Here is a 12480-nt window from a genome sequence, read left to right as displayed (position 1 = left end):
AAGAACTACAATTGAACACACACTCTAGTTAAAGGACTAAGCACATGACCGACAAAATTAAAGCATTACGACTCAAAAAACCGTTTGGGCTAGATAATATTCAAGTAACCGAAATGGAAGACCCTGGCCAGCCCGGACCGGGAGAAATTCGCGTTAAAGTTAAAGCAAGCTCGCTTAATTTTCATGACTACGGCGTTGCGGCCGGTTTTATCCCAACAGAGGATGGACGCATTCCAATGTCTGATGGTGCAGGCGTTGTTGAAGCTGTTGGTGAAGGCGTGGAAGAGTTTGCGGTAGGGGACAATGTTGTTTCTACCTTTTTCCCTTACTGGCAAAGCGGCCCTGCGCCTGTTGGCGACTTTCACAACACACCGGGCGATGGCATTGATGGATATGCGCGCGAAGTGGTTGTACGACCCACCCAATTCTTTACCCATCAACCCAAAGGATACAGCCATGCTGAGTCAGCAACTCTTACCACGGCAGGACTGACGGCCTGGCGCGCGTTGGTTGTAGATGGCGGCATTAAGCCCGGCAATACGGTACTGGTACTGGGCAGCGGCGGTGTTTCTGTCTTTGCCTGCCAGTTAGCGAAAAGCCTTGGTGCGACGGTATTTGCCACATCATCGTCTAACGAAAAACTGGAGCGTTACAAAGAACTCGGGGCGGATCATCTGATTAATTACAAAGAGGACCCGGAGTGGGGTAAAACCGTTCGTAAACTAACGAATGGCCGTGGTGTCGACCATGTGATTGAAGTTGGTGGCCCAGGCACCTTGCCACAGTCTATCAACGCGGTTGCTATTGCCGGGCACATTGCATTAATTGGCGTGTTAACCGGAAGCGAAGGCGAGGTGCCAACGGCTAAACTAATGGCAAAGCAGGCACGACTGCAGGGCTTAATTGTTGGCAGCTGCGATAATCAGAAAGATTTTGTGCGTGCTTTAGAAGCCAATGGTGTGAAGCCAGTGATTGATAAAACCTTTGCTCTGGAAGACTTAGCGGATGCGTTCCGGTATGAGGAGTCCGGCAAGCACTTCGGCAAGATTTGCATAGAGTTTTAGCTTTCTGAAAAACATTTTAAGAAAATATGCATTCTCATACTAATATCAGATAGGTAGCCTAAGGCGATATTTGATTGATATGGGTAACTCAAAATGATGAATGATTCTAAAGCGCGTTATGGTTCTATAACGCGCTTTTTCCACTGGTCGATGGCTATTCTGGTTGGCTGGCAATTCCTAAAATTTTTTGACCGTATTAACGATGGCGAGCACTGGGTGGGTGAAACGCTGGTTCCCTGGCACATATCCATTGGTTCACTACTATTGGTACTTATTGTTTTACGCTTAGGTTGGGCTGTCAAAGAAAAGGGCAACCGGCCCGAGCATGAATCTATTATTGGTGTTCTGGCAAAAATCGGTCACGGTTTGTTGTATGCGGCGTTGGTATTGATGCCTGTGACCGGAATTTGTTACATGGTGGGTAACGGTTATGGGCTGAGCGCATTTAACCTTGAAATTATTGCTAAAGGTAAGGAAGTTAGCTGGCTGATAAACATTGGTAACCTACACTCCTACATAGCCTGGGGTTTATTGTTTTTAGTTGTAGGACATATCGGTATGGCTTTCATTCATCACTTTATTATAAAAGATGGAACACTAAAGCGAATGATTTAGCTGTTTCTCAGGCATACTAAAAGTCACCCGTCTGACGTTTTAGGTTTTGCTTAGACAGGTTGTTTTCACTGCCTTTATCGATAACGCTGAACGAGCCGTCGGTGCTGAGGATAACTGCACCGACATCATCCACCGTAGCTTTGCCCGCTGCGCGTATAGCGGACATAACGTCTTCTTTGGTGACACGCTCACGGAACATGGTCTCTTTCAAATACTGCCCCTGATATAAAACCAGGCTTGGCTCAGCTACGATTGCGCTACGGAACCAGTGAAAACGTACGCTTGACCACGTAACGCTGTATTGTAGTCCTATTAATAAGGCCAAAGCGAGCGAGCCTTGGGCCAAAGAAACTTCCCGGCTCAACAAAACCGTAGCCAGGGTAGACCCTAGTGCTACAGTAACCACCCAGTCAAAAGCATTCATTTTTGACAGAGTTCGTTTACCTGATATCCGCAAAAATATTACCAGAACACAGTAACCAAGGAAGCCGACCACCAGTGTCCGGATCAAACTATCCCAGCCGTCAAAAAACATCTCGCTCATAAATAGTCCTTTATTCTATTACGCCAGACAAAGCATAGCTTCTGGCTGACATTCCTGCCAGCATAGCTAAAGGCAGTGAGTTCGCTGTATTCACAAATCCTTCATCGATTCTTCACAAAAATTCTTGTCTGCTTTTGAGGTTTCTTGGCTCTTTATAGGTGTCCCTGTTTTTTGGACTGAACGTTTTTAGTCAACCTATAACGGAACCAACATGAACCACTCATTTAGAAAAACAGTTTTAGCGACAGCCATCGTCAGTGCTTTTGGTTACTCAAATACGGTACAAGCTCAGGAGCAGGCCGTTGATGAAGAGGCCATGGAAGTCATCGAAGTGACTTCGTTCAGAAGCTCATTAATTAAAGCCAAAGACTTTAAGCGCGAAGCGATTATTTCTCGTGATTCAATTCTGGCGGAAGACATTGCCGATTTTCCTGATTTAAACCTTGCCGATTCGTTGCAACGCGTTCCTGGTGTCAGCATTACGCGTGAAGGGGGAGAAGGGCGCCAAATTTCACTGCGCGGATTAGGTCCTGATTTCACCCGCGTTCAGGTCAATGGTATGGAGGCCATGGGCACATCAGCGTCGCCGATGGATGCTAAAGGCGGAGCGAGCCGTACGCGTAGTTTTGACTTTAACGTTTTTGCTTCTGAGCTGTTCAACCGCATTGATGTGAACAAAACCTATTCTGCCGACCAGGAAGAGGGCGGTATCGGCGGCACCGTTGGTCTGTATACCGCTAAACCCTTTGACTATGACGGTTCTAAAAGCGCAATTTCGTTAAAAGGTGGTTACAACGACAACAGCGAAGAGACAGACCCGCGCTTTGCCGGCTTAATTTCTAATACCTGGGGTAAGTTTGGCGCATTAGCTTCAGTTGCTTACAGTGAGCGTTCGACCACTGAGTATGGAACTAATACGACACGTTGGCGCCGGGAAGGCGGAAAAACGGCAGCTGATCCAAACGATACTGAATTACAGGCAGAGCTGGATTCCGGTGAGTTATGGTTCCCGCGTGGTCACCGTTATTCGCTGTGGAATAACCAACAAAAACGTTTAGGTATTACGACCGCGCTTCAGTTTAAACCCAGTAAAGAACTGAGCTTCTCGTTTGATTTAATGCATTCTGAACTCGAAAATGAATACGACGAACATCATTCTGCTGTTAAAGATAATAAAGTTGTTAAAGACCTTGAATGGATAGAAAATGACGGACAAAAAGAAGTTCTTTACGCAAGCTACGAAGATGCAACCTGGCGTAATGAAAACACCCGTCGCCGTAACGAATCGGAGTTTAACCAGTACACCTTAACCATGGACTGGTCGTTAACGCCTGACTTCAGCATGTCAGCCATGGTTGGTACCAGTTCATCCGATTTTGAGCAACCGCAGGTTCTTAAATCAAATATTCACGCGAAGAATAAAGTCGACATTATGACTGACTTCCGCGGCGATCGTTTTTATGGCATCAGCACCTCTCCGAACTTTGATGTAACCAGCATGGAAGGTTTTGAAGTTAAAGACATCTACATGCAGGAAAACTACATCACGAATGACTTTGATATCGCGAAAGTGGATTTCAGCTACTTTATTGGCGACACCGGTGAGTTAACCTTTGGTGCCAACTATAAGAAGTTTGAGAATACCGGTTATCAGTTAACCAGAAGTAACGCGCAAAACGAAGCTCCACAAAATGCCGGCGAGCTAACCTTAACGGATGATTTGGTTAACGTATTTAAGCAGCATCCTGACCGCAACTGGATCCAGGCGGATTTAGACAATTTGTTGGCTTACTATGGCCTGCAGGGAACCCGCCTGGACGATTCTGATGTGTCAGAAAACGACAAGTCGCCGGTCACTGAAGAGACCAGCGCGGTTTATGCTCAATACGGTTTTGAAAGCAGCGTTGCCGGTCGTCCATTACGTGTCAGCACCGGCTTACGTTACTTTGAAACTGAAATTACATCTGCCGGTGTCTCAGGAGGGTTAGATATTGAATCAACCCGTACGTATTCCGATGTGCTTCCAACTTTAAACCTGGTTTACGAGCTGAATCCGGATCTTTTATGGCGCTTTGCTGCAACTAAGAATATTACCCGTCCTTCACTTGGCTCGCTGGGTTATAACGCCTCGGTTTCACAAACCTCGGGTGAGGCGATTACCAGTGTAACCATGGGCAACCCTGATTTGGACCCGTTTGAATCCACGAACTTAGACACTGCTATTGAATGGTACTTTGAAGATGTTGGTTATGCGTCTGCGGCCATATTCCACAAAGACATCGACAACTTTATTGTTGGCACCACCACTGAGGTTGTTTATTCAACGCTCGGGCTACCGGAAGAGCTGCTGCCAATTGATAAAAACATGGACAGTATCTTCTATCTTCAACGTCCTGAGAATGTCGATTCTTCGACCATTAAAGGTGCTGAACTGGCATTTTCAAGAGACTTAGATTTTCTTCCTGCACCATTTAACAACTTAGGTGTTATCGCAAACTACACCTACGCCGATGGAGAATCTCTTTACCGGAACATTTATGGTATTGAAGGAAATGATCAGGTTAAGCCGTTCTCGGGATTGTCGAAAAATAGTTATAACTTCACTTTGTATTACGAAGTAGAAAACTGGGGAGCCCGCGTTTCAGCCGCTTATCGCAGTCGCTACGGTAGTGGCGCGACATCCAGTGCAGACCAGGATGAAAGCGGTTATCACGGCACAACCTATGTCGACTTTTCATCGTTTTATCAGCTGACGGACAACGTCAAGTTGAGTTTAGAAGGTATTAACCTGACTAACGTACGCGAAGAGTCTTACAGCGATTCTCATGACCGCGCGTACAACACAATTACCAGTGGCAGAACGGTCATGCTGGGCATTACCGCACAGTTCTGATTTTCCTTACACATGTTACCGGGCTCAGCTGAGCCCGGTTTTTGCTTTAAAGAGAAATAAGATGTCACGAGTAAAAAACGTTATAAGTACCGCCATAGCGCTGACGCTGTTATCGGCCTGTGCGAAGACGGTTTCAACATCTGATAATTATGATTTTAAGCCGCCGGGTAATAAACAGTGGTTGGCGGGGGATCACCATATTCACGGGAAATTTAGTGCAAAGTGGGATACCAGTACGCAACCTCCCACGCCAATTTTATTCGGTGATGCCCATTATTTTACCGCGCTGAATGCGCAAATGGCGAAACAGCATGGCCTGCAATGGATGGTAACCACTGACCACGGTGGTCCGAAGCATAGCCGGGTCAATTTAGAGCAGGCTTATCCTGAACTGGTTGCGTCTCGTAAAGCGGTTCCGGGTATTTTGCAGTTTTACGGAATGGAATTTGATACCCCCAATGCACGCCACAGCACCTTAATTATTCCACATACCGATGAAGAAGCGCAGCAGCTCTACACGATAGAAAGCCAGTTTAACCGACGTGAGGCATTTCCTAATGAGTTTGAGCGGGATACTGAAGCCTTCATGTTAAAAGCGCTGAAGGCTATGCAAGCGATGAGTCCGCGTCCGGTGCTTTCGGTGAATCACCCGGCTCGTCAGGCAGATGAATTAGGCCAGTTTAAAAAAGTGACGCCTGAAAAAATGCGTCTCTGGCAGGACACCGCTCCGGATGTTATTACGGGCATGACCGGTATTCCCGGACATCAGGCCGCGACAATTAACCCGGATGGTTCGAATGACCCTGAGGGAACGCGGGCGGAATACTATGGGTACCCAACGCACGGGGGTACTGACCAGATGACGGCAATAGTCGGTGGCGTGTGGGACAGCTTTTTAGGCGAAGGACGTCGCTGGAGCATTACGGCGGTTTCTGATAGCCATGCGCATTACACCGAAGGCCGTACGGACTTTTGGCCGGGTGAATACGCTAAGACTTATGTTTACGCTCAGCAGGACTATGACAGTGTTTTAAACGGTTTGCGCGGCGGCAAGGTGTTTGTCACTATGGGTGATCTTATCACCGAGCTTTATGTTTCAGTGTCGCAGCCGGGAAAAACCGCCAACATTGGTGACACCCTGATTACCGACGATACCCCCTCCACAGTCACTATTGCTTTTTTAGACCCGCACACGCTGAATTATCACGATGATAACCCGTCGGTAGGGCGCGTCGATCTCATTTATGGTGAAGTGCACGGCAACAAAGAGTTTACGGTCAACAATGTAAACCCGACCACTGAGGTTATTAAGCGTTTTTACCCGGGTGACTGGAGCCGTCAGGGCAATTATCAGGTGATGACGTTTGAATTACCGGCATCAGCATCAGCGGGTTACGTGCGGGTTCGCGGAACCAACCGTGCAAAAGAGCTGGAGCCACAACCCGATGTTAAAGGCGAGAACCCCTGGACCGACTTATGGTTTTACAGCAACCCTGTTTATATCGACAAAGCAAAATGATTTCTGTGCCTCAACGCAAATGTGATCCACAGAACTGTCATAATGACGGTGTATCCTTGGCTATCTCAGCAAAACGCCAGGGTGCACCAGTAGCTGATATGTCTAATAAAACAAACAGCAGTAAACTCTACGATTGTTTAACCAATAGCACTCAGTTGCGACGTTACCTTTCCGGCCGGACGCGGTGTAGCGAAGAGGCTGCGGACATTTATCAGGAGTCTGTGGCGCGGGTGTTGGAGCAGTCCCGGAAAAGCACCATTAATAATCCGATAGGTTATGCGATTCGCGTGGCCCGTAACTTGCTGACGACGCGCTCTGTAGACTGCGATGACGATGTCGATAACATTGATTCACCAAAAGCGAACCCGGAATATTTGCTGGAAGAAGCGCAACGAATTGAGCTGATTTCTCAGGCGCTTGAAAACATGCCGGAGCAACGGCGCCGGGCATTTGAACTGAGACGGCTGCATGGTGAAAGCCGCAAAGCCATTGCGGAACAACTAGGCATTAGTATGGAAACCGTTACCCGGCACATAACCCGGGCACTGGCCGATATTCAGCGTTACATAGACAGTAAGACAAAATAGATGCAAGAGACAGTCAATAATACCTCACAAGACAGTATTTACACTGAAGCCGCAGAATGGATGGATCGCCTTTCTGACGGTGAACTCAATACCCTTTGTCGGAAACGTTTTATTAAATGGTTAGAGGCTGATGTTCAGCATCAGCGGATATTCGAGTCGATGTTGGCAACCTGGCAGGATCCCGCCTTGGAACAGTCCTTTGAGAAACTGAAAAAGCAGCAAAAACGACCGGTGAAAAAAGCATTTCAATGGGGAGTGGGTTTAGCTACAGCCTGTGCTTTGGTTGTTGCTATTACCGTCATGTTGCCCGGCCGCTTTAATGAAACCCCGCAGCCGACAGTGTTCACTGCGCAGTCGCCAACGGAAAATACGCATCAGCTGTCGGACGGCAGTGCATTACAAATGCAGGTTTCAAGCGAAGTCACGGTGAACTACTCCGAGCAGCAGAGAGACCTGCGCATAGAGTCAGGGCAGGCGTATTTTTCCGTTGCTAAGGACAAGAAGCGTCCCTTTGTGGTTAGCGTTGGTGATGCCAGTGTTACGGCTGTCGGCACGGAGTTTAATATCGACCGCGGCACGGACCAAATTGATGTTACCGTTTATGAAGGCATTGTTGAGGTGCAGGCCGAGCAGGAAAAATTCCCCATTTTATTAAAAGCCGGAGAAAAGGTGCGTTTAACCCGTGGGCGTTTTGGTGTAGTGCAAAAAGTTGATGTGAACAACCTGATTGATTGGCGTTCGGGCTGGATAGAAATTAGCAATGAGAATCTGGATTATTTGATTGAAAGACTTAACCGTCACAGTGCAACGCCTATTGTGTTGGCTGACTCAGATTTAGGCTCGCGGGAGGTTGCCGGTCGTTTTCGTCTGAATGACACAGAGCAAACTTTAAAGCTACTGAGTCAGATGTACGCTTTAAACGTTGAGTATTTGCCTCAACAAATTCGCTTAACACCATGAATTATGTCATCTGAAGATGCGTAGATTTAGCTGGCTACTAATCCTTCCCAGTTTAACCATGGCCGCAGAAGGCACGAAGTTTGATGTGACTTTTGCGGCGCAACCATTAAAAACAGCATTAACTCAGTTCTCCCGCACAACCGACCAAACCATATTGTTCGACCCTGCTTTAGTCTCTAATGAGCAGACTGAGGCACTAAAAGGCTCATTTACAGCTCAGGATCTGCTGCAAGAGCTGCTGAAAGATAGCAACTTATGCGCGAGTAATATCGCCTCCGGTTGGCTGGTTGAGAAGTGCCCGGAGAATGTTGTTAATCATCCCGAACCAGTTGCAGAAAGCAAACCAGTTAACCGGGTTATTGAAGAAATTACCGTCACCGGATTCCGTGATTCTTTATTTAAAGCGCGGGAATATAAGCGTCTGGCTATGGTCTCTCAAGACTCGATACTGGCCGAAGACATTGCCGATTTCCCTGACTTAAACTTAGCTGATTCACTGCAGCGCGTACCCGGTATTTCGATTACCCGGGAAGCCGGTGAAGGGCGTCAAATATCGTTGCGCGGGCTGGGGCCGGACTTCACCCGTGTGCATATCAACGGCATGGAAGCGTTGGGAATAACATCATCACCAATGGATGCTCGTGGTTCAGTTAGCCGCAGCCGGGCGTTCGACTTTAATATTTTTGCTTCTGAACTGTTTAATCGCATTGATGTGAAAAAGTCTTATTCTGCGCGTATGGAAGAGGGCGGCATTGGCGGCACGGTAGAGTTATTTACACCGAAGCCCGCAGACTACAAGGAGTTTACTTCAGCTTTTTCCTACCGGCAGGCTTACAATTCGAACAGCCAACACTACGACCCCCGGGTGGTTGGAATGATAGCTAACACCTGGGGCAGCTTTGGTGCGCTGTTGTCTATGGCTTACAGTGAACGTCACACAACCGAATACGGAACCAACACCACGCGCTGGCGTAAGGAAAATAAAGCCTATGTTGGGCCGGATAACCCTGCGCTGTCAGAGAAGTTAGCTAACGGGGAGTTCTGGTTTCCCCGTGGGCACCGTTATTCGCTCTGGAACAACGACCAGACTCGGCTGGGAATTACCGCTTCGCTGCAGTATCAGCCTAATGAAAATTTTATCAGCACGGTCGATATTTTATTGAACCGATTGACCAATGACTTAGATGAACACCATATTGCGGTAAAAAATAATCGTCAGGTGAAAGCTCTGGAATGGGTGAATAATGACAGCGAAAAAGAAGTAGTTTATGCAGAATACAAGGACGCGACGTGGCGAGCTGAAACCCGGCAGGACTATAACGAATCGGAATTTAAACAAATAACCTTTAAGTCCGTTTGGCAAACGAGTCCCGATGCTTCGTTTAATTTTTTATTCGGAGTTAACTCTTCTGACTACCGCCAGCCTAAGCTAAACAAGGTCAACATCATTACCGACGGTGTGGATATTATCACCGACTTTAGGAAAGATCGTTTTTATGGCCTTAGTCGTTCGCCTGAATTTGATACTACTGATCCAACAGCGTTTCGGGTGAAAGACCTGTATTTTCAGGAAAACGAGATTTCTTCGGATATGCTCACGTTTAAAGCTGATTTCGACTACCAATTAACGCCGCAATACTCTCTGAAGCTGGGTGTCAGCCATAAGAAACTGTCAAATGACGGGCATGAACGAGTACAGGGAGACTTTCCTACCAACGGCCTGACGCCAGAAAATGAAGGAAGTTTGTTTTTACCACCTGAGTATACGGATGTTTATACTCAACACCCCGACTTCAACTGGTTGCAGGGCGACTTAGCTCAGCTTCAGCAACACTACGGTTTAGCGGGCTATAGATTGGGTGAAGAGTCTATTATTGATACGTCTAATTATTCGGTGGAGGAGGAAACGGACGCTGCTTATTTCCTCTTCGACTTTGATACGCAAATGTTCGGAAAAACGCTGCTTTTGAGTACCGGCGCCCGTTTTTTCGAGACGACTCTGTCTTCTGCGGGGATCTCAAAAGGTATTTACACGGAAATAGAGCGGGACTACTCCGATTGGTTACCCAGCCTGAATATGGTTCTGGATATTACCGATAATGTTTTATGGCGTTTTGGAGCGAGCAAGAATATTACCCGGCCTTCTATAGATAAATTGTCCTTTTCTGCAAATGTGTCGCAGGCCTCGCGTGATGATGGCGACATTGGTTCAATAAGATTGGGGAACCCTTTCCTGCAGCCGTTCGAGTCCATAAACATCGACACTGCTATTGAGTGGTATTTTAATAAGCAAGGGTTTATATCCTTAGCTCTGTTTCATAAAAACATCGATAATTTTATTGTCGAAAAATCGGAGCTGTTACGTTACGGCAGTTTAGGGCTTCCCGAAGCCTTGCTGCAGGAAGGGGAGTCTGTAGACGACTTATTTATTGTCACCACACCGGAAAACTCCGATTCTTCTGTTATTCAGGGCGCTGAATTTGCGTTCTCGCGCGACTTCGATTTTCTGCCGGAACCCTTTGACAAGCTCGGCATGATTGCCAACTATACCTGGGCAGACGGCGATACGCTGTACCGCGACGTACAGGGCACAGGGGAAAATCAGGTGAAAACCTTTGCCGGATTGTCGAACCAAAGTTACAACCTGACCTTTTATTACGAAGCTGAAGACTGGTCAGCGCGTATTTCATCGGCCTACCGTAGCGACTATATTTTGTCGGTGCAGGCCGGCAATACCGACCAGGATGAATCCGGCTACCATGACACCACCTACGTTGACGCAGCCGCTCATTACCAACTGTCTGATAATTTTAAGTTAACCCTCGAAGCTTTGAATCTGACCAATGTCCGGGAAGAGCTTTACAGTGACTCAAGTGACCGCGCTTACAACACAACCTCTAATGGCCGGACATTTTTGCTGGGTGTAAGCGGGCAGTTTTGATAGTGATTTAAGAAACACGCTTCCTTGATCCGGGCGCCACACCAGATCAAACTATTTTAGTTCCTTCCGCGTCTATACTGTAAAACCCTACAGATAAAAATGAACATGCTTCCAGCTAGTGACGACAAATTGATTAACCAGGCACTCAAGGGCTCCCAGCGAAGTTGGGTGAAGCTGGTGAAGCGCTATGAAGGGCTGGTGTACAACTACTGTCTCAGGATGACCCATAACGCCCAGGATGCCATGGATTTGATGCAGGAAGCTTTTCTGGCGATTTATCGGCATCTCCCATCGTACCGGGGGGAGGGGCAGTTCAAGGCCTGGATGATGCGCATTACCGTCAATAAGACCATGGATTTCATGCGTCGTCGCAAGCATTCACCGCAGTACAGCATCGAGGAGGAAGTGGAAGACTGGACGGGCATCTGGCACGTACCAGAATCACAGAATCCGGACTACCTCTATGAGCAGTTCAGCGACAATGCCCGCGTCAAGGCCATGCTGGCCCGGTTGCCCGGGGAACAGCGCTTGGTGGTAGAACTAAAATTCTTCCAGCATTTTACCTTCGATGACATCAGTTTTCAGCTGGGGGTGCCAGTTAGTACGGTGAAGACCCGTCTGTACACTGCACTGCAGAAATTGAAAGAACACGAGGAGAAACGTCATGTCGTGTGATCATCATTTTGTTGCCCATCACGTCTGTGAATATATTGAAGGCTCGCTTTCATTCACACTGAAAGCCCGATACGAGGCTGCCTTGCGTCAATGCAGCCACTGCCGGGAAATTCATGACCAGGCATTGGCTCTTTCTCGCATCCCCGAGCTCTGGCAGCAGCAGGAAGTCCCTCGCTGGAACCGGGCACGCCATGCAATGCAACCACCTCGGCAACATGGTCAGTGGCTCTCCTGGTCAGCCTTGGTTGCCTCCTGCTTTGCTGTCTTTCTGGTGCTGGCGCAGTTGGAAATCAGTACCGCCGACGGCCTGCGTATCAGTTTTGGTGGCGGCATGGACGAAGCCCTTCTCAGACGGGTAGTCAGTGAACAGATACAGCAGGATGGGCTTGTCTGGCAGAAGGCACAGGCCGCTCAGGTGGAAACGCTGCTGAGTGAATATGCCGAGCGCCAGGCAATTGCCACCGAAGTGATGTTGGCGCAGTGGCGGAAAAACACCCGCAGTGAGCGTCGGCAGGATATGCAGCAATTGTTATCCGGCTGGCAATCACTGAACTACCAGGAGCAACTCATGTTGAACGAGCAAATCAGTTATCTGGCCTCGAGTCAGGAGGAAAATAATATGTATCTGAATGCATTGATGGAATCCACTCTGTATTCCCCGAAATCGTTTCCCTGGAGGTAA

At 47.8% G+C, this 12480-nt stretch carries 10 protein-coding genes; 9 read left to right on the top strand and 1 reads right to left on the bottom strand.

Features of this window, described 5'->3' with window-relative positions:
- The first annotated feature begins 44 nt into the window (after positions 1–44).
- Both NJR55_RS12255 and NJR55_RS12250 read left to right on the top strand, forming a co-directional pair.
- On the top strand, positions 45–1064 hold the full coding sequence (locus NJR55_RS12255) for a zinc-dependent alcohol dehydrogenase family protein (protein ID WP_253620208.1): 1020 nt from the start codon (positions 45–47) through the stop codon (positions 1062–1064).
- 93 nt (positions 1065–1157) lie between these two features.
- Positions 1158–1679 carry a cytochrome b gene (locus tag NJR55_RS12250; RefSeq protein ID WP_253620207.1) on the top strand — a complete coding sequence of 174 codons (522 nt, stop codon included), beginning with the start codon at positions 1158–1160 and terminating at the stop codon, positions 1677–1679.
- A 16-nt stretch (positions 1680–1695) separates the two neighbouring features.
- Here NJR55_RS12250 and NJR55_RS12245 read toward each other — a convergent pair whose 3' ends face one another.
- Positions 1696–2223: a DUF421 domain-containing protein gene (locus NJR55_RS12245; RefSeq protein WP_253620206.1), complete on the bottom strand. Its 528-nt coding sequence runs from the start codon at positions 2221–2223 to the stop codon at positions 1696–1698.
- A 211-nt stretch (positions 2224–2434) separates the two neighbouring features.
- Between NJR55_RS12245 and NJR55_RS12240 the strand changes: the two genes are divergently transcribed.
- From NJR55_RS12240 to NJR55_RS12210, 7 genes are all read left to right on the top strand, one after another.
- A complete protein-coding gene (locus NJR55_RS12240; protein WP_253620205.1) occupies positions 2435–5116 on the top strand; it encodes a TonB-dependent receptor in 2682 nt (893 codons plus the stop codon).
- 61 nt (positions 5117–5177) lie between these two features.
- A complete protein-coding gene (locus NJR55_RS12235; RefSeq protein ID WP_253620204.1) occupies positions 5178–6635 on the top strand; it encodes a CehA/McbA family metallohydrolase domain-containing protein in 1458 nt (485 codons plus the stop codon).
- On the top strand, positions 6632–7222 hold the full coding sequence (locus NJR55_RS12230; RefSeq protein WP_253620203.1) for an RNA polymerase sigma factor: 591 nt from the start codon (positions 6632–6634) through the stop codon (positions 7220–7222). The genes NJR55_RS12235 and NJR55_RS12230 overlap by 4 nt, the downstream gene beginning before the upstream one ends.
- Complete coding sequence (locus tag NJR55_RS12225) at positions 7223–8182, top strand: FecR family protein (protein WP_253620202.1); 960 nt, start codon at positions 7223–7225, stop codon at positions 8180–8182.
- A gap of 58 nt (positions 8183–8240) precedes the next feature.
- The gene (locus tag NJR55_RS12220; protein ID WP_253620201.1) at positions 8241–11123 is read left to right on the top strand and encodes a TonB-dependent receptor; all 2883 of its coding nucleotides are present in this window, start codon (positions 8241–8243) and stop codon (positions 11121–11123) included.
- 99 nt (positions 11124–11222) lie between these two features.
- Positions 11223–11798, top strand: a complete 576-nt coding sequence (locus tag NJR55_RS12215; protein WP_253620200.1) for an RNA polymerase sigma factor — start codon at positions 11223–11225, stop codon at positions 11796–11798.
- Positions 11788–12480, top strand: a complete 693-nt coding sequence (locus tag NJR55_RS12210; RefSeq protein ID WP_253620199.1) for a hypothetical protein — start codon at positions 11788–11790, stop codon at positions 12478–12480. Before NJR55_RS12215 ends, NJR55_RS12210 begins: the two co-directional genes overlap by 11 nt.

The organism is Idiomarina rhizosphaerae (assembly GCF_024159085.1).
GTDB lineage: Bacteria > Pseudomonadota > Gammaproteobacteria > Enterobacterales > Alteromonadaceae > Idiomarina > Idiomarina rhizosphaerae.
This window is presented reverse-complemented; position numbering and strand designations above follow the sequence as displayed.